Annotated in this window: 22 protein-coding genes; 8 read left to right on the top strand and 14 right to left on the bottom strand. The window is 63.4% G+C overall.

What is annotated here, in order from left to right; translation table 11 throughout:
* Positions 1-56 precede the first annotated feature (56 nt).
* A complete protein-coding gene (locus BrevBR_RS08340) occupies positions 57-3,122 on the bottom strand; it encodes a DUF3857 domain-containing protein (protein WP_340000592.1) in 3,066 nt (1,021 codons plus the stop codon).
* Between the two features lie 348 nt (positions 3,123-3,470).
* A complete protein-coding gene (locus tag BrevBR_RS08335) occupies positions 3,471-3,776 on the bottom strand; it encodes a hypothetical protein (RefSeq protein ID WP_340000591.1) in 306 nt (101 codons plus the stop codon).
* A gap of 140 nt (positions 3,777-3,916) precedes the next feature.
* Between BrevBR_RS08335 and BrevBR_RS08330 the strand changes: the two genes are divergently transcribed.
* Positions 3,917-4,339 (top strand): hypothetical protein, encoded by a 423-nt coding sequence (locus BrevBR_RS08330; protein ID WP_340000590.1) that lies wholly within the window; start codon positions 3,917-3,919, stop codon positions 4,337-4,339.
* 62 nt (positions 4,340-4,401) lie between these two features.
* Here the strand turns inward: BrevBR_RS08330 and BrevBR_RS08325 are convergent, their stop codons facing one another.
* The 5 genes from BrevBR_RS08325 to BrevBR_RS08305 form a co-directional block, all read right to left on the bottom strand.
* Positions 4,402-4,695 (bottom strand): hypothetical protein, encoded by a 294-nt coding sequence (locus tag BrevBR_RS08325; RefSeq protein WP_340000589.1) that lies wholly within the window; start codon positions 4,693-4,695, stop codon positions 4,402-4,404.
* A 91-nt stretch (positions 4,696-4,786) separates the two neighbouring features.
* Positions 4,787-5,041 carry a hypothetical protein gene (locus tag BrevBR_RS08320; RefSeq protein WP_340000588.1) on the bottom strand — a complete coding sequence of 85 codons (255 nt, stop codon included), beginning with the start codon at positions 5,039-5,041 and terminating at the stop codon, positions 4,787-4,789.
* 1,149 nt (positions 5,042-6,190) lie between these two features.
* On the bottom strand, positions 6,191-6,583 hold the full coding sequence (locus BrevBR_RS08315) for a hypothetical protein (RefSeq protein WP_340000587.1): 393 nt from the start codon (positions 6,581-6,583) through the stop codon (positions 6,191-6,193).
* Between the two features lie 618 nt (positions 6,584-7,201).
* The gene (locus BrevBR_RS08310) at positions 7,202-7,477 is read right to left on the bottom strand and encodes a hypothetical protein (RefSeq protein WP_340000586.1); all 276 of its coding nucleotides are present in this window, start codon (positions 7,475-7,477) and stop codon (positions 7,202-7,204) included.
* A gap of 154 nt (positions 7,478-7,631) precedes the next feature.
* On the bottom strand, positions 7,632-8,081 hold the full coding sequence (locus tag BrevBR_RS08305; protein ID WP_340000585.1) for a hypothetical protein: 450 nt from the start codon (positions 8,079-8,081) through the stop codon (positions 7,632-7,634).
* Between the two features lie 158 nt (positions 8,082-8,239).
* On the opposite strand from BrevBR_RS08305, the gene BrevBR_RS08300 reads away from it, so the two are divergent.
* Positions 8,240-8,707, top strand: coding sequence for a hypothetical protein (locus tag BrevBR_RS08300; RefSeq protein WP_340000584.1), 468 nt, complete (start codon positions 8,240-8,242; stop codon positions 8,705-8,707).
* A gap of 120 nt (positions 8,708-8,827) precedes the next feature.
* Here the strand turns inward: BrevBR_RS08300 and BrevBR_RS16545 are convergent, their stop codons facing one another.
* The 3 genes from BrevBR_RS16545 to BrevBR_RS08290 form a co-directional block, all read right to left on the bottom strand.
* Positions 8,828-9,106 carry a phytanoyl-CoA dioxygenase family protein gene (locus tag BrevBR_RS16545; protein ID WP_445214753.1) on the bottom strand — a complete coding sequence of 93 codons (279 nt, stop codon included), beginning with the start codon at positions 9,104-9,106 and terminating at the stop codon, positions 8,828-8,830.
* A complete protein-coding gene (locus BrevBR_RS08295) occupies positions 9,103-9,432 on the bottom strand; it encodes a hypothetical protein (RefSeq protein WP_340000583.1) in 330 nt (109 codons plus the stop codon). Before BrevBR_RS08295 ends, BrevBR_RS16545 begins: the two co-directional genes overlap by 4 nt.
* Before the next feature lie 118 nt (positions 9,433-9,550).
* Positions 9,551-9,730 carry a hypothetical protein gene (locus BrevBR_RS08290; RefSeq protein ID WP_340000582.1) on the bottom strand — a complete coding sequence of 60 codons (180 nt, stop codon included), beginning with the start codon at positions 9,728-9,730 and terminating at the stop codon, positions 9,551-9,553.
* A 296-nt stretch (positions 9,731-10,026) separates the two neighbouring features.
* On the opposite strand from BrevBR_RS08290, the gene BrevBR_RS08285 reads away from it, so the two are divergent.
* The 3 genes from BrevBR_RS08285 (at position 10,027) to BrevBR_RS08275 (ending at position 14,701) form a co-directional block, all read left to right on the top strand.
* Positions 10,027-11,904, top strand: coding sequence for a ParB/RepB/Spo0J family partition protein (locus BrevBR_RS08285; RefSeq protein WP_340000581.1), 1,878 nt, complete (start codon positions 10,027-10,029; stop codon positions 11,902-11,904).
* A 245-nt stretch (positions 11,905-12,149) separates the two neighbouring features.
* Complete coding sequence (locus BrevBR_RS08280) at positions 12,150-13,775, top strand: recombinase family protein (RefSeq protein ID WP_340000580.1); 1,626 nt, start codon at positions 12,150-12,152, stop codon at positions 13,773-13,775.
* 317 nt (positions 13,776-14,092) lie between these two features.
* Positions 14,093-14,701 (top strand): hypothetical protein, encoded by a 609-nt coding sequence (locus BrevBR_RS08275; RefSeq protein ID WP_340000579.1) that lies wholly within the window; start codon positions 14,093-14,095, stop codon positions 14,699-14,701.
* Between the two features lie 708 nt (positions 14,702-15,409).
* On the opposite strand, the gene BrevBR_RS08270 is transcribed toward BrevBR_RS08275, so the two are convergent.
* Both BrevBR_RS08270 and BrevBR_RS08265 read right to left on the bottom strand, forming a co-directional pair.
* Complete coding sequence (locus BrevBR_RS08270; RefSeq protein WP_340000578.1) at positions 15,410-16,009, bottom strand: 3'-5' exonuclease; 600 nt, start codon at positions 16,007-16,009, stop codon at positions 15,410-15,412.
* Positions 16,010-16,090: 81 nt separating this feature from the next.
* On the bottom strand, positions 16,091-17,467 hold the full coding sequence (locus BrevBR_RS08265; protein WP_340000577.1) for a patatin-like phospholipase family protein: 1,377 nt from the start codon (positions 17,465-17,467) through the stop codon (positions 16,091-16,093).
* Positions 17,468-17,614: 147 nt separating this feature from the next.
* Between BrevBR_RS08265 and BrevBR_RS08260 the strand changes: the two genes are divergently transcribed.
* The gene (locus tag BrevBR_RS08260; protein WP_340000576.1) at positions 17,615-18,091 is read left to right on the top strand and encodes a GNAT family N-acetyltransferase; all 477 of its coding nucleotides are present in this window, start codon (positions 17,615-17,617) and stop codon (positions 18,089-18,091) included.
* On the opposite strand, the gene BrevBR_RS08255 is transcribed toward BrevBR_RS08260, so the two are convergent.
* A complete protein-coding gene (locus BrevBR_RS08255; RefSeq protein ID WP_340000575.1) occupies positions 18,088-18,942 on the bottom strand; it encodes an aKG-HExxH-type peptide beta-hydroxylase in 855 nt (284 codons plus the stop codon). The genes BrevBR_RS08260 and BrevBR_RS08255 overlap by 4 nt on opposite strands.
* Before the next feature lie 296 nt (positions 18,943-19,238).
* Positions 19,239-19,961 carry a sulfite exporter TauE/SafE family protein gene (locus BrevBR_RS08250; RefSeq protein WP_340000573.1) on the bottom strand — a complete coding sequence of 241 codons (723 nt, stop codon included), beginning with the start codon at positions 19,959-19,961 and terminating at the stop codon, positions 19,239-19,241.
* A 184-nt stretch (positions 19,962-20,145) separates the two neighbouring features.
* Here BrevBR_RS08250 and BrevBR_RS08245 point away from each other — a divergent pair, with 184 nt between their 5' ends.
* Positions 20,146-21,096: a hypothetical protein gene (locus tag BrevBR_RS08245; RefSeq protein WP_340000572.1), complete on the top strand. Its 951-nt coding sequence runs from the start codon at positions 20,146-20,148 to the stop codon at positions 21,094-21,096.
* A complete protein-coding gene (locus BrevBR_RS08240) occupies positions 21,089-21,460 on the top strand; it encodes a hypothetical protein (RefSeq protein ID WP_340000571.1) in 372 nt (123 codons plus the stop codon). Before BrevBR_RS08245 ends, BrevBR_RS08240 begins: the two co-directional genes overlap by 8 nt.
* Positions 21,461-21,475: the final 15 nt, after the last annotated feature.

The raw sequence follows: 21,475 nt of genomic DNA, 5'->3' as shown, positions 1-21,475 counted from the left end.
GCGTCCGGAGACTGCGGACCTCGGCCTTCCGGCGGCTCAAGCCTTTCAGTGGCTACCTAATCACTGACCCGGACCTCGATCAGATCGGCCTCGTAGTCTTCGTCGGCCTCGGGATCGGAGCTCAAGGCCGCGGCCATGAGAGCTTCGCCCTCGGCTGCTTGCCCGGTGCTTTTCAGTGTTTCCCCCAGACCATATCTGGCGTTCTGATTGGACGGGTCCAGTTGCGTCGCTGTGCGATAAGCCGCGACGGCCTCATTTCCCCGGTTCAGGACATAGAGCAGATATCCCCGCCGGCTGTGGAGTTCGGCGGTGTCTCCATTCCGCTCAATGGCATTGTCGCAAACGTCCAAGGCCGCATCGCGGCTGTACCGGTGAAGAGTCCGGGCGAGGCAGACCTGCGAGGGATCATCAAGCTCGATCCCGGTCAGTTGCTCGAAACGCGCCAGATCGGCTGCGGAGCCCTCGCTGTTGCCCTGCATCTCGCGGATACGCGCGCGGTCGATCAGCAGTGCGGGGAAGTCGGTTTCAACCGTCAGCACGTTGGTCAACACTGCTTCGGCCGCGGCGGGATCCGCCTCCTTCAGGGTGGATGCCAAGGTCTGCGCCAGACTGACGAGTATCTCAGCCTTGGCTCCGGCGTATCCGATTGATTGCGCCATCAAACCCACCTGCTCATAGGCGTCTTCTGTCCGGCCCATTCGAAGCAACTGGGTCGCCAAGGCAGTCTTGGCGCTGTTATCCTGCGGTCGAAGGGTGGCGATACGCTCCAGATCTGCGAGGGCTCGGGCCGACTGGCCCATCCGCTCATAGGCCGCAGCGCGGCGGTAAAGCGCGTGAGTATTCTCGGGCCACGAGCGCAGAGCCCCGGTGAAAGCCAGAACGGCCTCCAGATCATCTTCCTCGATCTCGGCCAGGCGGCCCTTTGCATGAAACAGGATCGTGTCGTCCGGATTGGCGGCTCCGCCTGCGGCGATATCGGCGCGAGCCTTTTCCAGATCGTTCAGCGCGAGATAGGCGATCGCGCGATTGGCGAAGGCATTGGCATGCGGTGAAGGAAATCCCGCGATGGCGATGTCGAACTGGGCAATCGCTCCGGCATAGTCCCCTTCGTTCAGAAGAGCATAGCCGCGACGCAGGGCGGCCTCCGGATTGCCATCGGCGGTTGTGGTCAGGGCTTGACGGTCGGCTGCGGTTAGCGTGTAGCCCCGCCTCACCTGCATGGTGGCTTTCAGGTCCTTGAAGCGGTCCAGCCCCGCCTGTTCCGTCCGGATTTCGGCCGCCGTGGCATAGGGGCGCAGAGCGACCGAACCGCGGTCGGTCTCAAGACGATTGCCGTTGCGCTGGACGGTTCGAAAATAGCGGGTCGCCCCAGCCTCGATTTCGTAAGGCTGGACCGAGATCGTAACGACGTCGTCGCCTTCGGGCAGAATGACGGTGGTGCGAAATGAAGATGAACTGGGGAAGAGCTTGCCATAGTCGGCGTCCCTGAACCTCTCGTCGCTGTGCGGCTCAAAGCCCGCCCACGTGACGTGTGCCAAGGGGATAGCAACCGGCCCGGCACTCCAATCGAACACGATGCGCGCGGTTGCACTGGCGACAAACTCGTGGGTGTCCTCGCGGTATTCCCAGTGGCTCTTCAGGTCAGAAATCTGACCATAACCCTTCAGGAACTCGGTCCAGCGCCCGTCATAAAAGCGGGTCAGCTCGGCGGCGGGGACCTGCGCTACACCGGCCTGCATTTCAGTGGCGCGGTAACCCCGATCGATGTCGACCAACGTAAGGCGCGCCGGGCTGTAGATGCCGTCGGACAGGTCAATCTCGAGATGCATCGTGCCGGTTGGACGGGGCGGTAGTCGGAGCGGAATCCGCTCCAAGGCGGCATGTTCCGCGATGGGCAGGACGTATTCGTGAACCAGCGGGTAGTCCGGCGTCAGGCTTCGATCGCCAATACGCGCCCCGTCCATCAGATACGTTTCGCCGTTGATCCGCGCCTTCACGATCACATGGTCGAACGCGCTGACCATCGGCAGATATTTGTCGAGCGGCAAATTCTGGGAGGACACCAGTACGGGAACAGCGTCGATACCCAACTCCCTCAGCAGGGCGACCAGAAGCACGGTCTTCCCCTTGCAGTCGCCTTGGCGGCTTGCCCAGACTTCGCTGGCCGGGATCGGCAGCCACCCACCCTCGCCGAGTGTGAGGGCCATATAGCGAACCTGATCCTGAACCAGTCGCAGTGCCGCCAAGGCGCGCGCTTCCGGGCTGGCGTGCTCGGACCGGATCCGCGACGCGTGCGCGGCGAGATCTGCGGCAGAGGGGAAGGCGCTGGCTTGATCATAGGCCGGGCGAACGTTGTCCGCGATCGTCCCCCACTGGGGGATGCTGCTGATCTGCCAACCATAATCGGGGAGAGATCGGGGCGCGATGGTGTCCGGGTAGGCGACCCCCTCTGAGTCGGTTATCCGATGGGCGAGGACTTGGAAACCAGCCTCCTGAGTGATCGGCGGCAGGGTGGCGTGCCGCCCGGCGCGGGTCTGCACTCTCATCGACGCAGGCCAGCTGATACTCATTGCACCCAGATCTACAGGGAGCGGCGAGTAGGAATAGGCGAGCATTTCGATTGGGTTGTTGAACACGTCGAATTGGGTGCGGAGAGAATAGGCGAAGTCGATAGTGTCGCCGACCCGGATGTCCGGATTCACCAGAACGCCCGTCAGAACGCCATTGATCTGCAGGGACTGCTCCAGTCCTGCCTCGCGACGGAGGATTGTGAAGTCGGCCTTGTCCAGAATATCGGAAGTTTCGCCGTCGCGGATAATGCGGGCATGGTGGACGGTCGGCGACTGCAGGGCCGGATTCCATTCGAGCGCCAGCTGCGAAGCCTGCTGTAGACCCAGGGGCGACAGCACCCGAATCCTTACGCGGAGATAGGTTTCGGTATGGGTCCCGAAAGCGCGCGAATGCGTTTCAACCACTTCATACCGGACGTGTTGGGAGGGGTTATCCGGCATGTTGGACAGGTGCGGGGCAACCACCGGGATCCAGCCGGGCGCTGGGCCGCGCAAGATCGTTTCACCCGCCAAGGCGGGCGTGCTCAACAGCCAAGCCGAAACGACCAGCATCAGCCAACTTTTCAACGCGATGTTCCCCGCCTGTAATCCCCACGACTTGGGTAACAGACAGGCAGGGCCGGGAACAGGGAGTTCTGAGTCCCGACGCGCCCTGCGGGATCAGACTGTGTCTGCCGAGCTGACGACAACACGGCTAAAATCCCGAAGCAGCTGATCCCCATACCACCCGGCACGGTCGCATGTCGCAAACCGCGGCCGGCTTCGCCCTCCGGGGATCTCTTCCCGGCGCGTCAGCGATGTTCGCTTCTGGCGCAGTGTTGATCTATCGCTGGGCCGACCGGGAGGAGGTCGCCTATGGGTCGGGAGCCGACCTTTGCCTATGGGTGAAGCGGGCGCTGGCTACCAGAAACATTCACCCGTCAGGCACCGCCACTGTTGAGAGGCGATGAAGAGCGGATAGGCAGTCATCAAAAAGCTGACGAGGGCCAACGGCGCGGGAACGCGGGTCGTTTTCATGGACGCAATCCACACCCACAACCACAGAGCCAACAGCCCGCCATAGATTGCGAATGCGGGCCAAAGGACCAGCCTGCCCGAATAATGCATCGTGACCTGGTAAGGCATGACCCACGGACAGAAGAAGGCGACCGTGGCAATGATCGCGACCGCCCAACTCTTGTCGATATTGACGGCGCGTTCAGTCATATCCACCCTCCGTCGAAGCTAGGAAGTAGGTAAGCTCAGCCATTTCGCAATGACCACCTTGGGTCGGGAGCGGACTGTCGGCTAAGGGTGGTTAGCATACGTCTCCAGCGATAGCTTCCGATCCTCGTTGGAGACGCAGTATGGACGACCTTGCCCTTGCCTTTGAAGCTGCAGTCGTTGGACGGTCCTGCCGAGTCGAACGTCGGGAGGCTGACTGGGCATTCGATCTCCTGAACAAGACCGGCCTAGCCGTTGGTTGCCACTGGCGGTTGGTTTCACCCGACGGCATTGTTCTGACCGACGAAGATCACGGCCAGCGATTTGGTTTGCCGGAGCCTGTGGACGCCGAGGCTAAGGCGAACGCCCTGCTTGCCGGGGCGACCGTTTCCTCTGCGGCGGTTGACCGAGCGACTGCTGACCTGTGTCTCCGGTTCTCAAACGACCTGCGTCTCGACCTGGTCAATAACTCCTCGGGCTACGAAGGCTGGCGGGGGAGTTTCGACCACGGCGGCAACGAAGCTTCCATCATCGCGATGGGCGGAGGCGGCCTCGCTTTCTTCTAACGTCCGCAACGGGTCGAGCGGACTGTTGCCTAAGGGTCGGGAGCAGTCAGCTGGCCAGCCCCCTAGCGGTCGCCCGGATCCGCATCGCCCATAACGTGAGGGAAATGCTCCTGGTCCCATTCGTCTGGACGAAACAGCACCTTCCCCCAATGGATCACTTCGTCTCCGTCGCCGTAGGCGCGGCTGCGGGCGGGCAGTTCGGGTTGCATATCTTCCGGCATGATGTGGAAGTGATCGCTGCGCTCGCTCAGTCCCTGAAGTTGGCTGACGAGCAGATCGCGGCCTGCCGGGTTCATCCAGATTTCCAGGGACCCATCCTTGGTCCGGCTGAAGGTGATGCGGGGGCTGCCGCTCATCCTGCCTACTCCATCTTCCACCTTTAGAGCGCGGAGTTAGAACGTCCGCAATGGGTCGGGAGCTGACCGTCGCCTAAGGGTGGTTAGCGGACTAAGGCGTGACCTGAACCCAGATGGTTGGGACGCCATATTTGGTCGCCCAATCCTGTGCCGCAGCGAGTGCGGTTTCGAGCGAAACGTCATCTTCGACCAACGAACAGTAGCCCACCCATTCACCGCTCGCTTTCCACGACGCGCCTGTGCCGAAGAACTGGCCGTCGTTGGATGCTTCGATAGTCAACCAAGGCTGATCGTCACCGACATCGGGCAATTGCTCGCCCGGCGAGAGATATATGACCTTGGTCATCCGACGATCATATCTTCAAGCCCACCGATGTCCGCAATGGGTCGAGAGCAGACTGTCGCCTATGGGTGGAAAGCGGACTCTTCTGCCATCGTTGGGACCCGGCCTTCGCATGACGAGGTTCTGTGGTATCGACCAACATGCATGAAGGCGCGTCTGATCCGATTCGAAAGCCCCAGCGGAAGATGGGGTGCTTTGTGGGCCTCGTTGCGGTTTTGCTACTATGTAGCGCGGGGTGGGCAGGCATCACCGGCTATCTACCGGTTTACTTTTTCGACTCTGCCAGTTGGAAGAATCCGCAATCCGGTTACACGCGCGTCAGGATGGTGAGCGCGCTTCTGCTCACTCATGACCTCAAAGGAATGACCAAAGCCGAAGTGATCGAGCTACTCGGCGAACCGCCACCCAGCAATTATTTTCGAGACTGGGATTTCGTTTATAATCTTGGTCCCGAACGAGGGCTTTTCAGTCTCGACTCTGAATGGCTTGTTCTACGATTTGGACCTGATGGTCGGGTGTCTGAATGGGATATTGTGAGTGATTAAACCCTCCGCTTTGAGGTCGGTAGCTGACGTATCGTGATCGGGCTGATGCCGATTAAAAAGGGGTCGGCTTGGAGACCTTTCACCCGACCGGGTTCTGGTTCACCATCGGTAGATGCAGGAGTTTCTAGGCACCTTCATCGGCGACCCGTATGACTGGGGTGGCATATACATGGCTGTCTATCTTGCCTTCCCGATCCTCGCGACCGCCGGGCTATCATTGCATTGGCGGCATGTGAGAAAGACGATAATTGTCATCCTCGCCACTACGACTTCAGCTACGGTCTTCATCCTTCTTTACTGCGTCGCTTGGGGCGTTCATTCGACCATCGGTATTGGCTTCATGTTTGCCCTGTATGTCTTCTCGCTAGTTAGCGTGGCCACCGTGCTTGCGGTGCGCGCAGCGCAAAGCGTTTGGCCTCCGCGCCCTAGGAGACGACCAGATTAGCTCGTCCCTTTCCGCTCAGAACGCTCAAGGAGCGGTCGGCGACCGACGTCCGCAATGGGTCGGGTGCTGTCATCTGCACCCCGCCTGGAACCGGACCTTCGACCGGCGCACCATCAGCGGACATCCCGAGGTCGGTTAGGTGTGGGAAGCGGTCTTTGACGATCAGCCTTTCCGCCGATCCAAGAAATACCGCCACGCGACTTTCCTATAGTCCGGATCGAGAGTGTCGAACTCAATTTCGTCGAACTTGGTAGGCGACTTTCGCCATCGCTTAGACCATGTGGCGAAACGAACCTCCTGCTCTGGTGACGTGAATATAAGTCCGAAGTTCACCGCCCAGCAAAGCGGAACCATGATAGCGAGCACTGCCGACCATATTCCGTAGTCGCTACCGTGCCGAGACAACGGTAGATGTTGAACGAGGCTCCGCGTGCGGTCGGAGAAGATCAGACTGACAAGCAGCAGCACGGTGAGCAGGGCCGCCATAATCGAAAGCCGAGCAATCGCTTTGATCTTCTGGTCTTGGTAGGTCAATCCGAAGCCCGGCTTGTGCATGACCTGTTATCTTCGCATCCGCCCCGCAATGTCCGCAACGGGTCGGGAGCCGACTGCCGTGGAGAGCGGAATACGGACCTTCGGCTTGTCATCAGGGACTCCGACAGAGAGACTTGACTGCTGGCTAGGTCGCGGAGTGTCGATGTCGAAAGCACGCATCGCTGGTTCGATATTCGCCGCCCTTGCGTTGGGGTGTGCGGGCTTGGCTTGGTCCGGGAGTGAAGTGTTGGTTGCAGAACGATGGGAAGAACCTGAGACACCGGCATTGGCAGTCGCGCTCAGTGGTCGTTGGGCTGACGGAACGCCCGTAAACCTCAATAAGCTTCGACTGAAATGCACCTATTTCACCGGCTCCTCGCTAGACCGAAGGGTCTACAAGGTCGATCATCAGCGGGGCGAGGGAACCTTCAGTTGCCCATCATTCGTTGGCGGCGAGCCGGTCGCCGCCAACGTCCGCTAAGGGTCGAGAGCTGACCGTCGCCTGAGCGTGGAAAGCGGAAGATCAGGACATGCGCCGCACCAGGGTCCTGAGCCAGTTGAAGAGGGCTGCCTGTAGGCCAAACCCAACGGCGAAACTATAGCGAATTTGTATTTGACAAATCTGTCGCTAGGGCTGGGTCAGTTCCAGCGCCCGTAGACATACCGGCGGGCGATTCCGCAGCCCCAGCCGAACGCAACGACTCCGCCAAGAACCCAAAACTCCAGCGGTGTGACCCCGCGTTGTTTGGCCCAGACGAACAACGCGAACAGGCTGAGAGCGCCGACGCCCATGCCCGCCCCCAGCGCCCATTCACCTTTTGGAGCGTCAGCCCCAGCCTGCCCGGAGACGCGAGGGCGGCGGCTTACGGCTACCGTCGCGATGGCCAAGATCGTGACTACGAAGGCGACGATCAACCTTTCCGCCTCCTGAGTCATTCGCTTGCAAAGCCCTGCGCCAGGCGCAGTCGCCGACTGACGCACCCTGTCCTCGAAGGGCGATGGGCGCAATGTCCACTTCGGGTCGTGAGCCGACCGTCGCCTAAGGGTGGGGAGCGGGCCATCCGGCCCGTTAGCTCCCACACCCCCAGCTGGCTTGGAACTGTTCTCGTTGATCCCCCGAGGCCACCGTCACTTGCGCTTCGGAAGCGGTGCCTGCGCGGACGTCGATTGTCAGACCATCGGTCTCGTAGCGGCCTCCCTCCCAGTCGAACCCTGATTGACCTCCGCTGAGCTTCCTGACTATGCCGCCGCTCTTTGCAATCGACCCCTCCCCGAGGATTACGAGCAACAGAAGATGCTCTCCACTGTAAAGACTGCAGCCGATGCCGTCTTTGATATTGGCCTGCAATTCGGTCTCGGACATCGGCTGAAGGAGCTTGACCGGCTCGACCTTTTGCTCGGGAGCGGCCTCGTTTCTGACAACCGGAACGGACGGAGATTCTGAGGTAGAGGAGCGGTCCGGACCACAGGCCCCTACCGTCAGCGAGGCGATCGCAAGAATGAAAAGCCGGGGCGTCATACGGTAGTTTCTCACAGTTCCTCGCTCGGGGCGAGGAACGTCCGCTAAGGGTCGAAGGCGGTCGGTGGTTTAAGGGCGGAAAGCGGACGCCGCTTGTCTTTGCATTTCGGGGATGAAACAGTCGGTCAATACTGAAATACGATAGGGGTTGTCCGCCAATGCGTGGCGTTGCTGTTGCCCTGATTGTTATGACGTTGGGAGCCGCCCTGCTTGCAGGCGCGATGGCCTCCGAACGAAGTGCCCACTTCGATCCCGCATTGTCGCAGCGCGACTACCCCTGCTCCTGGAATTCATCTCAAAAGCCTGAGCCGTTGTGGCCAGATTTCGATAGTTGGTTCGGCGGTGCTCTTCGCGGAGCAAATGAGCCCTCCCTCTATCGCCAAGCCCAAGCCGACCCCTCCAAGGAGACGATTCGCCTTACGTTCCTGCCGTCCTTCACCGATACCCGGGTCCGCCCGGCCAAGGTCGTCCATAGCTCCTTGGCAGATAGCCCGACAGCAATAGGCGAAACCAATGCAGCCCCTGCCCATCCGCGTCCCAAGTCTGACATGTCGGGGGAGAAGGCGAGCACTATCCATGGCGCAGCTGCGGGCACGAACCAGATCGCAGCGCGCTTTGCGTGGTAGGCCGGATTGCGGTGGGCAATGATCAAGCGGTTTTCCCCTCAACGCCGACGATCTTCGCAGGTGCTCAAGAGTCCGCAATGGGTCGGGAGCGGACTGTCATTCTTGGCTGGTGAGCAGAGGTTAGACGCCAAGCCATTCCAGTCCGTGGGGGAGAGCTTCAGCAGCGAAATCGACCTGAAGGACGCGTCTGCTCGTTGGGTCGGTGGCCGCCTCGGACGCATGAAGAATGGGGGTCGCGTAGAGCCATACATCCCCCGCTTCTGCGAGGCAGGTGGCGGTACCGCACTGCTTTACAACTTGATCAACATCCTCGACGGCGATCCGTCCGAATGTATGCGAACCAGGGGCGATCAGCAGGGGTGCGTTGCTGCTGGGCACGTCATCAAGATGCGCCCTCAGGGCACCATTTTCGACAATAGTTCAAATGGCGGCGCGACGTGAAGCATGCCGCCCTTCACCGTCCACGGTCCAAACCCCGGGGCTTCGCGCCTCTCTCTCACGCAGATCGTCCGATCCTGATGCCAGGCCAGCGACCAGTTGGTTTCGGCTGACTTGTTGAACAAGATCGCCCGAACCGGCTTCGCGCCTTGACCCAGCACGCTCGCGGCGACGGCCCCGATACAGCCCTCAGTCGCCAGTAGCGGTGCAAGTGGCTTCAATCCGTGAAGCCGGATCCCGACTTCGTCCGTGCGAAGCGTCGCAAGCGCGGCTTCGAGCAGTGCCATGCATGGCTTCAACGAGCCTTCGAAACGCTGTGCGCCATACGTGGCGAAGTCTGGGTGTGCCGTCAGCATGGAGACCGGTTAAGCCCTAATCTGGCGCCGGCACAACGTCCGCTACGGGTCAGAAGCCGACCGTCGCCGAGGGGTGGAAAGCTGTCGGCTCTGGGCCGGAGCGGTCCGTGTGAAAGCGGCTCCGCTCGACACGGGCCTGCGCAACGATCGCGGCCGCATCGCCCTGGACGCTCGGCGTCCAGCTGGCCAGGAGCCAGGCGCCGGGGTCCAGCGCGGTCGGCGACCGCATCTACCTCGCCCGCGAGGACCGTAAGTCGGCCGCCCTGCCGTCCCCGCCCGAGGGCCGCCTGGCCCGGGACCTTCCGAGACCGCAAGGGCTAGGGGACTCCGTCCCCCGCGCGCGCCAGGGTTCGCGGCTGCGCCGCCGGACCGCGGGGTGTCCCCGGTCTTCCTCCGCTTCGCTCCGTGCAGACCGGGTGATCCCCCTCCCCGCGGTCCGCCCTGGCGCTTGCTACCCCTGGTCTCGCCGACGGGCAGGGGTTCGGGCGGCTTTGCGCCCGCACCCCAAGCCCAAGGAGCGATCCCATGACCATCCACCAAGCCCGGCCCGCCCAATGCGCGGAAGAAGTCTTCATCCCCCTCGACCGGCTGAAGAAGTCGCCGCGCAATGCGCGTAAGACGCCGCACGCGGCGTCGGACGTGGAGGCGCTCGCCGCCTCCATCGCCGTCAAGGGCGTGCTGCAGCCGCCCGTGGTCGAGGCCGAACGCAACGGCGACGGCGCGGAAACCGGCGACTATCTCGTCACCATCGGCGAAGGCCGGCGGCTGGCGTTGCGGCTTCTGGCCAAGCGCAAGAAGCTGTCGAAAACCGAGCCTGTCCGCTGCCTGCTCGACAGCGCCAACGACGCCTTCGAGATCAGCCTCGACGAAAACATGACCCGCTTCGCCATGCATCCGGCGGACCAGTTCGAGGCCTTCCGCGAACTCGCTGAAACCAAGGGCTGGAGCGCCGAGGAGATTGGCGCGCGTTTCGGCGTCTCCCCCACCCTTGTGCGACGGCGACTGCGGCTCGGCGCGGTCAGCCCGGTGTTGATGGCGGCCTACCGCCTCGATGCCCTGACCCTCGACCAGCTGATGGCCTTCGCCGTCAGCGAGGATCACGCCCGCCAGACCCAGGTCTGGGGCGACCTCTCTCACAACCGCTCTCCGGCCTACATTCGCCGGTTGATGACCGAGCACGAGGTCGAGGCCTCCGACCGCCGCGCCCGGTACGTCGGAGCCGAGGCCTATCAGGCGGCGGGCGGGCGCATCCGCGCCGATCTGTTCGGCGAGGATGGTCAGGGCTGGTTCGAGGACGCGGCCCTGCTCGACCGGCTGGCGCTCGAAAAACTGTCGGCCGAGGCCGAGGCGGTGCGCGCCGCCGAAGGTTGGGCGTGGGCCGAGGCCCGGCTGGACTATCCGCACGACCATGGCTGCCGCCGCGTCTATCCGCGCACCGTCGAACCCGACGCCGAAACCCAGGCCCGGCTCGACGCCCTCGCCGAGGAATATGACGCCATCGTCGCCGCCTGCGGCGACGACGTCATTCCCGAAGCCGACGACGCCCGGTTGACCGAGATCGACGCCGAGCTGGCGGCGGCCTGTCCGGACGTTTACGACCCCGACGCCGTGGCGCGCGGCGGGCTGTTCGTCATCCTTGGGCAAGGCGAACCGCGCATCGAGCGCGGTTTCATCCGGCCCGAGGACGAGGCTCCACCCGAGGACGCGTCTGGCGTCGAAGACCCCGATGCGGAAGAACAGGCGGAGGCGGGTCCCAAACCCCTGCCCGAGCGGCTGGCCGCCGACCTCACCGCCCACCGCACGGCGGCGCTGCGCGACGCCATGGCCGAACAGCCGCGCCTCGCCTTTCTCGCGGCCCTGCACGTCCTGACGCTGCAGGCCTTCTATCGCGGGGCCGAAAGCTGTCTCGACCTCAAGGTCACGAGCTCCAGTCTCGAGTCCTGGGCCGAGGGTCTGAACGAGAGCGTCGCGGGCCGGGCCATGGAGACTCGTCACGGGACGTGGGCGGGGCGTCTGCCGGAGGACCCCGAGGCCCTGTTGTCGGCGCTGGCGGACTGGCCCGACGACGACCGGCTGGCCCTGTTCGCCCACTGCGTCTCGCGAGGGGTGAACGCCGTCCGCAAGGTCGGAACCTCGCGCGCCGCCCTGGCCCACGCCGATGTGCTGGCCGGGCTGCTGGCGCTCGACATGGGCCGCTACTGGTCCCCGACGGTCGGAAGCTATTTCGGGCGCATCACCAAGGCGCAGATCGCCGAGGCCGTGGCCGAGGGGGTCTCGCCCGAGGCGGCGGCCCGGCTCTCCGACCTTCGCAAGGAGGCCATGGCCGACAAGGCCGAAATCCTGCTGAACGGAACCGGCTGGCTGCCGCCGTTGCTGCGTCGGTCCGGGCCCGCTCCGGCGTGAGCGGGCGGGGAGGGCCGGAGTTGAGGTCGGCCCTCCCCCTGCTCCGGGCGGCCCCGGCCAAGACGGACGTCCGCCGTGCGCATCGGGCGCGCCCGGGCTCCAATGTCTGGACCGGGCGGCGCGGCTATCCCCCTCCGCACGTCGCGCGAAACGCCCCGGCGCCCTAGAATCCCAATTCGTCCGGCGACGTCTCCCGGCCCTCCCCTGACGGGGAGGTCGGGGACGTCAGGGACATCCCTCTTCCCATGAAATATTTTCTCTACTGCCGGAAATCGACCGAGTCCGAGGACCGTCAGGTCCTGTCCATCGAATCCCAACGCCGCGAAGTCGAGCGGCTGGTGCTGGCCGTGCCCGGAGCCGAGATCGTCGAGATCATCGAGGAGTCGCGCAGCGCCATGACGCCGGGACGCCCCCGGTTCGACGCCATGGTCGCCCGCATCGAAAACGGCGAGGCCGAGGGCATCGCCACCTGGGCCCCGGATCGCCTCGCCCGCAACTCCATCGACGGCGGGCGGCTGATCTACCTGCTCGACCAGGGCGTCCTGACGGACCTCAAGTTCTCCAACTACGGCTTCGAAAACAATTCGCAGGGCAAGTTCATGCTGCAGATCATGTTCGGCCAGTCCAAATACTATTCCGACGCCCTGTCCGAAAACGTCAAACGCGGCATCCGCACGAAGCGCGAGCACGGCTGGCAGGCCGGACGGCCTCCCGTGGGCTATCTCAACGATCCGGTCACCCGCACCATCGTTCCCGACCCCGAGCGTTTCCCGCTCGTGCGCCGCATGTTCGACTTGGCGCTTGCAGGCCAGTCGCCCAAACAGATCGCGGTGATCGCCCGCGACGACTGGGGGCTGACCAGTTCGCCCGGCAAGCGCATGGGTCGGCCCTTGGCCTTGGCCACAGTCTACAAGATCCTCAGCAACCGCTTCTATGTGGGGGAGATCACGCATGCCGGGACGGCCTATCCCGGTCGGCACCGACCGATGATCACCCACGCTGAGTTCGAGAGCGTACAGGCCCGCCTTCGGCGGCCGGATCGCCCCCGTCCCAGCCGTCATCGCTTTGCCTTCACCGGCCTGATCCGTTGCGGCGCCTGCGGCGGAATGGTCACCGCCGAGCACAAGACGAACGCCTACGGCGCGCGGTACGTCTACTACCACTGCGCCAAGCGTCGGCTCGGCCCACGTTGCCCCGAACGCTCGATCGAAGTCCGGGACCTCGAGCGTCAGATCGTCGCCTTCCTCTCCGGGCTGACCGTTCCGGATGGGTTGGCCGATTGGGGGCGGGATCGACTGCGGGTGACCAGCAAGGCGGAGGCCGCGTTTCGGGAGGTCCGCCGGAAAGCCGTCGACAAGGCGTTTGCGGCGACCGAAGCGCAGTTGAGGGAGCTGACAGGGCTGCGGCTCCGGCGAATGATCGACGACGCCGAGTTCGGCGCGGAACGCCAGCGGCTGGACCGCGAACTCGCCGCGCTGCGGCAGGGGCGCACCGACGCCGCGGCAAAACCCTCGGAAGTGATCGAACTTTTCGAAGGCGTTGTTTCGTTCAGCAAACAGGCCGTGGATCGGTTTTCCAGCGGTGATCAGACGACCCGCCGCCGAATCCTCGAATTGGTCGGTTCGAACTTTTCTCTGAGAGGCAAAAAACTCACCATTCAGGCCGCGAACCTGTTCCGCTGGAGGCGTGAAAACCCCAACATTCTCTCTGGGCGGGGGCAGGTAGAGGACGTTCGAACTTTCCGGCCTCGAGGGGAGGCTCAGGTGTGGTTCAAGGAAATGCTAGCACATGCTGACAGCCGCGAATGTGACGAGACGATCAAAGATATCCGATCGCTGATGCCGCCGGCCGAACAGGCTATGGCCGCATAAATGTTAGATAAACATCCCTGACATCCCCAACTCCCCCACCAGCCGTGGAGCCTTGGGAATTGCGGAGCCCTGCCATCAGTCCGGAGAGCAGCGGTTCTTGAAATGCGGCCTGAGAACATCTACCACTTAGGGTGTGTTATTGCGCCCCTAGGTAGATCGCGGGCGCATCGTGGGCGTTCCTTTCCGGTTCTGCGGCTTCCGAGTAATCTAACCGCCGCAGCACGGATCACACCTTCTGGGGGAGAGCTTCTGTGCGCTGGAGAGAACGAGCCATACGGGAGGTGCGGGACGAGCTGGACCGCTTCCTGAACTATCCCATGATCCGAGATATCGCCCTCGGCGATTACGGCACATATGATGGGAAGAAGTGCCGGTTCGAGTGGGACGGCAATGTGTCCGACCTAGGACTGGAGACCGCCTCCTCCGGTTTCCAGCACGAGATGAGCGAGACCTACGCCACCTCGGGAAAGGTCAGCGTGCAAAGCCTTCTGTCGTTCGACGGACAGCACCCTGCCGTCGATGTCAGCTTCTCCAGGACCTCCGCCCTTGCGTTCCGAGGCTGCAAGATCGGCTACAGTCAACTGCAGCTGGATGCCCTGTCCAAAGCCTTTTCCGCCGCGATCCGTGGCGGCTTACGATGGGACAGCAAGAAGGTGATCATCACCCAAGTCTGGCAGGCGAGCGGCTTCACCCACCTGGTAGCTGGCGGGAACAACGCCAAGGTTCAGATCGAAGCGACGGCGCCGAAATCGGTTCCGATGTTCAACTTCGCCGATCCTGAGGCGGGGCTGAACGTCGTGGCGGAACGGTCCATGAGCTACTGCGCTGTCGGGCAAACCGAGGTGAAGCCCTATTTCAGCATTCACAGGCTCCGGGAACATGCGCCGGGCGACTGGATGCTGTATCGCTACGGCTTGAGACGATAGCCGTCCGGCTCTGATCCTGGCAGATAGCATAAAACCGGCCCCCAATAGGAGGCCGGTCGGTAAGTTGTGGTAGAGGCTTAGGCGTAGATGGGGGGCCGGGTGGACCCAAGAGCTCGGACCGTTTCCATCCGCTCGACAGAGCAGACGCTCCACCCACCTTCCTTTTCTGAAAGGATTGCCTTGTCCTTGGTCGGGAGTCTCATTTGATTTCCTCCTCTACCAAGAACAGTGTTTCATATAGTTGTTATTTTTCAACTGGTTGCCTGCCCGGCAGGTATTGGCCGCCCGCCGGCTTTCAAATCAGCCGAGGTCGCAGACGCATCAAAAAGCCCCTAGCAGGCGACAAGCTGTCAAGGGGGCCTTTCTGACATCCCCAAAGTCCACTAGCGGGGGCAGGTAGAGGACGTTCGAACTTTCCGGCCTCCACCGGAGGCCGAGGTGTGGTTCAAGACAATGCTAGCACACGCCGGGACCGGCGAAGCCGCGGAGACGCTCAAGGCGATGCGAGCCGTGGCGGGACCCGTGGATCTGGCCAAGGCGGCATAGTGCGCGATCAACATCCCTGACGTCCCCACGTCCCTCCAGCGGCTGGCAGGCGTTCACGACCCACCTTCGCAAGTCGGGCGTCGTTTCAGACCATCGATATGAAAAGATCGACGGCGAATGCGGGCTGTTTAGGCCGCCTACACGGCAACGCGGTGGAGGGTTTTAAGCGTCCACTCCGCACAGGTCCCGGTGGCGAACGAGCCGGATTGCTGCTCCTAGCAAACGGGCCGTCGCCCGCGCGTCGGCCAGCGCAGTGTGTCGACCCGCCGCCTCGGGCGTGACCTTCAGAAACGCGAAGGCGCCGTCCGAGGTCGTTGCGGCCGCGGGCGCCAAACCACAAAGATGCAAGAAGCGCATGATCGACGCCGTATCCACCGATCGATGGCTGAACCGGCTGTCAAAGGGCACCTCCGCCAAACGATAGAGACGCTTCAGGAAGCCGATGTCGAAGCCGACGTTATGCCCTGCGAGCACCACCTTCTCGCCCGCCGCGACGGCTTCGGCGAAATGCGCGGCCACGAAGCCTTCGATCTGTTCCACGGCCGATTTGGGCGCGACCGCGCTCGCCATGTGGCGACCGATGTCGATCCGATTGACCGCCATGGCCTCCGGCGTCGTGACGAGCGGGTCTTCGGCAACCAGGATCTCCAGCTGCGCGCCGAGGCGGCCGGCGTCCCAGACGACCAACCCCACCGACAAGAGGCTCTGCGTTGCAGGATCGACGCCGCCCGTCTCGGTATCGACGACAAGGAATTTGGTCATGGAGCGCTTTCGGCGTGGGAAGCCATTTTACGAGCGCGGCTGAAACGCGTCATGCCGCTATTTTATCACGGCCCCGGCGGCTCAGTCCTGCCAAATGGGTCGATTGAGGAGAAGCTGGAGTTCCGCTTCATCGATCAAGGTCTCGTCGGGCTGGTCGGGGTCTGCCGTGGCGCGGATCGCTCTCAAGCCATCGACATAGCCGGCGGTGATGCGCTTTTCGGACAGCGCCGGGCTAAAGTCGAGGAAGTCGCCGAGATCGCTCGTCGGGCCGATCTTGACCAGCGGCTTGGTCACCCGCGCCGTTCGGCCGCCCAGTCCGCCGAAGGCCGCCTCCAGCTGGGCCTTGACCTCGTCTCGTGTCTTGGGGAGCAGGGGCGCGGCGTCGAGCCACGCCGCGATCTCATCGATCTTTTTGCGATGGCTTTCGACTTCCCGATTGATCCGGGTCCAGGCGTCAACGATCGGGGCGGTGTGGACATACTGGAAGACGTCGAGCGTCCTCTGGACGATTTCGAGGAGGCCGCGCGGTCCCGCGCCGTGCTGGAAAATGCGCGGCGGATCCTGAGTCACGCAGAAGACCGTGTTCACCGTGCCTTCTCCGAGCTCCTCAAGATACCGGGAAAAATAGGCCGCCTCGCGCGTGGGCGTATTGTTGCCCACCCCGCCGTCGACGAAGGCGCTCGCCTCTGTCACGCCGGCGTGGACGATCTGAATACTGACCGGCGGAAAAAACACCGGGATGGCGGCCGAGGCCAGCAACGCATCGATCAAGATCTCGGTGTTGCCGATCCTGCGCAGGTGTTTCAGACGGCGGGCCCGCTCCGCCGCCTTGGCGTCTTCGGCGACGACCCGGTCGACGATGTCGCCGTGATAGAAGGCCCGCAGTCCGCCGCTGGTGTAGTCCGTGACCGCGACGATCAACGGGCTCTTGAGATCAGCGAGGTCGGCGTTCGTTTCCATGAGCCGCCTCAGGGCGGCGTTGTCGTACATGGAGAAGGGGACATTCCGAAATCCGCAGGACGTGATCCGTCGAATGAGACGCGGCAGACTGGGGGGCTCGTCCGAGCCGAGGATCGCTTTGTTGGAGAGGGTTCTCCAGAAGCGGATGAGTTCGTCGGGCCCCCGCGCTGCGAGCATGTAGGCGTTCAGCGCACCCGCCGAGGTGCCGATGTAGCACAAGGGCCGGTCGACGGCCTTGCGCTGTCGGTAGACCTCAAGCGCCTTGGCGACGCCGGCGCCATACGCGCCATTGGCCCCGCCTCCGCTCAGAACCAGGCAATCGTAGTCTCGTTGCGCGGGCAGATTCGACATCGGGCGAGTGTCTCCGGGCAGAAGAACAACGCGCTTAAGTAGCGCTCCCCAAGCCCCGCTCCAAGCAGGTTGCTCTCGGCGCCGAGGATGAACATGCGTCGGCTTGCGCCGTCGTGCCCGAGACGGACCAGCTGGTGGATAACACAATATTATCCACGTTGCTCGATCATGGCGGACGCAAGCCGCACCCCGGCGGGGGCAGAATCGATTTACGGGTGCGACAGTCTGGGGCCGGGAACCCCGCTTGTGATCTGACGAGGGGTGGGGGTCGACATGGTAGGATTGGCAAGCACCATGCTGCGCCCGCTACCTGCTTTCCCATCCATTTGCATTGAACGCCTCGCTGCCGAACACGTCCTGGAGACGACGGCCTGGGACGTCTCGCGCCTCACGACCCAGCTCTGTGAGAGGACGGTTGAGCTGACCGTCGCGGACCTCCGCCGGATCGCCGACGCGACGGAAGTCCTGGTGGCGATCAGCGACGACGGCGCCTATGCGCACATCGTTGGAATGGTCTGCCTTGTTTGGATGCCGCTGCCGCAGGGGCTTCGGCTTCTGGTCGAGAGCTTCGTGGTTGACGTTGACCATCGAGGGACGGGCATCGCCTCAACGCTGATGGACGCCGTCGCGCGGCGGGCTGAAGCGGAAGGCGTCTCTCACATCAGCCTGACCTGCAATCCCAAGCGGGAGGCGGCCCAGGCGTTTTATCGCACCGCGGGCTTTACGGCCGCTGCGACCGCGGTCCTGCGGAAGCCAGTCCAGGGCCGTTAGACTTCGGCCTCCATCTCACGGATCATTTGCCGGCCGGCCTCGGTGAAGGTGCACGCCTTGCGAACGACCTCCAGGGCGAGTTCGAGGCTGCCGGACAGGGTGCCGCTGTAGGAGGCACCCCGTCTCAGGCCGGCCGCTTGCATCAATGGGTCGCCCGGATGGGTGCGCTCCAGGCGTCGCATGAACGCCAGGGCCACAGCCGCATGAAAGCTCTGGATCGCCGGCCGATCCACCCGGCGGATCTCGGAGTAGACCGGAGCCGCCGGATCCGACGTCAGGATCGGATCGATGCTCTGCCAGGTCATCAGCACCTGATGGCCGACCTCGTGGATGACGTCGATCGCGATGTCGTAGGCGTCGTTGTCTTCAGGCAGGCTTCGGAAAACAGCCCCGCGCGCCAGATGGGTGCTGAAGCCCCTGTTCCGCCCGCCGCCCAAGGGGACGACATAGTCGACCGTCTGGTCATAGAGCCGCCGCGTGAAGGCGTCCGAGCGCTCGATGATGTCTACAGCGCCTCGAAAGACCGCCGCGACATCTGAGGGCCGTGGAAGCCAGGCGGTGTCCTCGCCCGGCAACTCGGCGATGGCGGGCCTTCCGTCTCCAGCCATGAAGTCCGCCATGATGGCAAGGATATCGGGGTCGTCAACCAGATGGCCGCGCCTCGGCGGCCGGAAATAGATCAGCCGGGGATCGATCTCGTCGAGAAGCGGCGCAAAGCACAGCCAGGGGCCGTACTCGGGGACGATGCAGGCCCACTTCCGGCGCGCATATTCCGTGGTGGCGGATTGCAGGCCGTTATGGAGCTCGGTGAAGGCTCCATCGATTTCCGAACCGATGAGTAGCGCCCCCACGGCTCATTCCTTGCCTTAGGCCTGAGCAGACGTCCTGAACTGCATGTCGAGAACATACTGCGGGCGAGCGACGACGGTGCCTTGGCGGATGGCTTTCAGCAGCGGCGCAACCGCGCGGGTTTGGACGGGGATTGAGACTGCGGCCGACATATTCAAACCTCCTCAATGAGGATTAACGATACCACGAAACAGCGGCAAATGGATCCGATTCCGGCGGCCGGGCCAAAGAATTCGCAAGACTTGGACATATGGTGGGCAGCGTTCTCTAAACCACAAGATGCAGCATCCGGCCCCCTTCAAACGAACATGAGCTTCGCGCCCGAGACAATGAGCACGATGCTCAGGGCCCGCAGAATTCCCGACACATGAAACTTCGTTCCCAAGGTGGTGCCGACGAAGGCGCCTGTCAGAGCACTGGCGGCGAACAGCGGAAGACTGTCCGGAAGCGAGCCGACGGCAGAGAAATTTCCCAGGAGCCCGGACGTGGACGCGGCCAGAATGAAGACGGCCGCCACGCCTGAGGTGGTGCGGGCGTCCGACCAGCCCATGAGGAGCAGGAGCGGCGAGAGAAATATTCCCCCGCCCGTTCCGGTCAGTCCCGAGATGAGGCCGATCCCGGCACCGGCGGCAATCCCTGCGATCGGAGGCGGATCATGGAGCTCGCGTTTGGCTGCCTTTTGCGGCCACAGCAACCGGATGGCACCGAGCCACAAGACGACGCCCAGTACCGGCTTGTAGAGATCGCCGGGAAGCTGGATAGCCCCGCCAATAAAGGCGAAGGGCGCCGCGCCGATCAAAAACGGCCAAGCCGTCCTCCAGCGGAACATGCCCGCCCGGATGTAGCGAAACGAAGCAAACGTCGAAACCAGCACGTTTAGGACCAAGGCTGTTGGCCGCATGGTCGCCGCCGGCACCGAGAACAGTGCCATTAAGGCGAGGTAGGCGGTTGCTCCTGCATGGCCGACGGACGTGTACAGAACGGCCGCCAGGAATATGCACGTGGCAAGAAGTAGCTCCATGATCCGGCCCCCGCCCGAAACACCAGCCCAGCGCTGGGACGCTTCCGATAGCGAACAGCATGCTGGTCCGCCCGTCGCTCTTATCTAATGGGCCGCCAGAGCGCACGACACGGCTCAACCCGCCGCTTCCCTTTCGCCAAATGAAGTTGTATCAATATCGTACAAGTTGTGACAGGAGGCGTTTATGCGGCTGTTTGCGTCGCGTTTGTCGATCACGATCATCGCTGCGGCGTCACTGGGCGGCTGCGTCAGCGTCGACTTCAAGGAACCGGTCACCAGCTTCACCAGCACCATGGCGCTCTCGAACGCGACCCTGCTCGGCTACTACTCCGAGCTCAACGCCTTCGAACGGGAGCTCTACCTCCAGCGCGTCGCGGAGAACCCGAACCTCGAGGTCCTCGAGATCGGCGCCGACGGCCAGCGGACCGGACTGATCGCCCAGTTCTCTCCCGAGTCGATCAAGGCCCGGACCGACGCCATTGCCCTGCTCTCCAAATACGGCGAGAAGCTCGCGGCGCTCGCGGGTGCCGACGCGCCGCAGCGGTTCAACGCCGGCGCCCAGACCTTGGGCACCAACCTGGCCACCCTCGACACCACCTTCCGGGCGCTGAAGGACGCGCCGGGATCGAGCGATCCCACCGCCGGCGACTACGCCGGCCCGATCAGCGTCATCATCGGGGTCGTCGGCGAGGCCGTGCTGGACCACCAGCGGGACGCCGCCATCCGGCGCGCGGTCCAGGAAGGCAGCCCGGCCGTGAACACGGTGCTCGATCTGCTGGACCACGACCTGAAGACCATGATCGGCCCGTTGCAGGCCACCGGCCAGGACCAGGCCCTCACCGGGCTTATGGTCGCCTACAACCGCGATCGGCACGGCATGAGCTTCGATCAGCGCCGCGCGGCCCTGGCGCGCATCGACGTCGCGGCGCTCCGCTACGAGACGACCGTCGCCCAGCAGCCCGCCGCGCTCGTCGACGGCATTCGCGACGCCCACGCCGCGCTCGTCGTCTATGCGAACTCGCCCGGCAAGCCGGCCGATCTGGTGTCGCTGACGGCCGCCCTGGAAACCTTCAACAACCGAGTCCGGCCTCTGGCCGATGCGGTCGTGACCCTGCAGGAGCTCGACGATGACTAAACTGCTGGGCGAGCTGCGCGCGGACGAGATCGCAGAGGACCAAACCGTCGACGGCCCCGGTCTGGCCGCCGCAGTGTCGGTCTGCTTCCGCATGGCGCGGGACGGACGCTATTCCTCGGAGGCGCGGACCGCCTTCTACGACAGCGGCGTCATGCTCCGTGACCAGATGAAGATCCTGCTCGCGGAAGTTTTCAACGAGGGAACGGACGATCTGCTCGAGGCCAATGCCCTTATCAAGACCGTCAACGCCGACTTGGCGGCGACCTTGGCCGACGTCAATCGTGCGGCCGACACCATCGAACAGCTCGGGGCGCTCGTCACCCAGCTTACCAAGCTGGTCGAACTGGGGGATGTGCTGATCTAGCTCCGGCCCTATCTC

It is taken from the genome of Brevundimonas sp. BR2-1, assembly GCF_037626195.1.
GTDB lineage: Bacteria > Pseudomonadota > Alphaproteobacteria > Caulobacterales > Caulobacteraceae > Brevundimonas.
Note: the sequence above shows the minus strand (reverse complement) of the source record. Positions and strands in the feature narration are given on the sequence as shown.

Excerpts from the sequence above, each read along its gene's own strand:
- BrevBR_RS08340 (WP_340000592.1), bottom strand. The coding sequence starts at position 3,122 with ATGCTGGTCGTTTCGGCTTGGCTGTTGAGCACGCCCGCCTTGGCGGGT.
- BrevBR_RS08335 (WP_340000591.1), bottom strand. The coding sequence starts at position 3,776 with ATGACTGAACGCGCCGTCAATATCGACAAGAGTTGGGCGGTCGCGATC.
- BrevBR_RS08330 (WP_340000590.1), top strand. The coding sequence starts at position 3,917 with ATGGACGACCTTGCCCTTGCCTTTGAAGCTGCAGTCGTTGGACGGTCC.
- BrevBR_RS08325 (WP_340000589.1), bottom strand. The coding sequence starts at position 4,695 with ATGAGCGGCAGCCCCCGCATCACCTTCAGCCGGACCAAGGATGGGTCC.
- BrevBR_RS08320 (WP_340000588.1), bottom strand. The coding sequence starts at position 5,041 with ATGACCAAGGTCATATATCTCTCGCCGGGCGAGCAATTGCCCGATGTC.
- BrevBR_RS08315 (WP_340000587.1), bottom strand. The coding sequence starts at position 6,583 with ATGCACAAGCCGGGCTTCGGATTGACCTACCAAGACCAGAAGATCAAA.
- BrevBR_RS08305 (WP_340000585.1), bottom strand. The coding sequence starts at position 8,081 with ATGACGCCCCGGCTTTTCATTCTTGCGATCGCCTCGCTGACGGTAGGG.
- BrevBR_RS08300 (WP_340000584.1), top strand. The coding sequence starts at position 8,240 with ATGCGTGGCGTTGCTGTTGCCCTGATTGTTATGACGTTGGGAGCCGCC.
- BrevBR_RS08295 (WP_340000583.1), bottom strand. The coding sequence starts at position 9,432 with ATGGCACTGCTCGAAGCCGCGCTTGCGACGCTTCGCACGGACGAAGTC.
- BrevBR_RS08290 (WP_340000582.1), bottom strand. The coding sequence starts at position 9,730 with ATGCGGTCGCCGACCGCGCTGGACCCCGGCGCCTGGCTCCTGGCCAGC.
- BrevBR_RS08285 (WP_340000581.1), top strand. The coding sequence starts at position 10,027 with ATGACCATCCACCAAGCCCGGCCCGCCCAATGCGCGGAAGAAGTCTTC.
- BrevBR_RS08280 (WP_340000580.1), top strand. The coding sequence starts at position 12,150 with ATGAAATATTTTCTCTACTGCCGGAAATCGACCGAGTCCGAGGACCGT.
- BrevBR_RS08275 (WP_340000579.1), top strand. The coding sequence starts at position 14,093 with ATGATCCGAGATATCGCCCTCGGCGATTACGGCACATATGATGGGAAG.
- BrevBR_RS08270 (WP_340000578.1), bottom strand. The coding sequence starts at position 16,009 with ATGACCAAATTCCTTGTCGTCGATACCGAGACGGGCGGCGTCGATCCT.
- BrevBR_RS08260 (WP_340000576.1), top strand. The coding sequence starts at position 17,615 with ATGCTGCGCCCGCTACCTGCTTTCCCATCCATTTGCATTGAACGCCTC.
- BrevBR_RS08250 (WP_340000573.1), bottom strand. The coding sequence starts at position 19,961 with ATGGAGCTACTTCTTGCCACGTGCATATTCCTGGCGGCCGTTCTGTAC.
- BrevBR_RS08245 (WP_340000572.1), top strand. The coding sequence starts at position 20,146 with ATGCGGCTGTTTGCGTCGCGTTTGTCGATCACGATCATCGCTGCGGCG.
- BrevBR_RS08240 (WP_340000571.1), top strand. The coding sequence starts at position 21,089 with ATGACTAAACTGCTGGGCGAGCTGCGCGCGGACGAGATCGCAGAGGAC.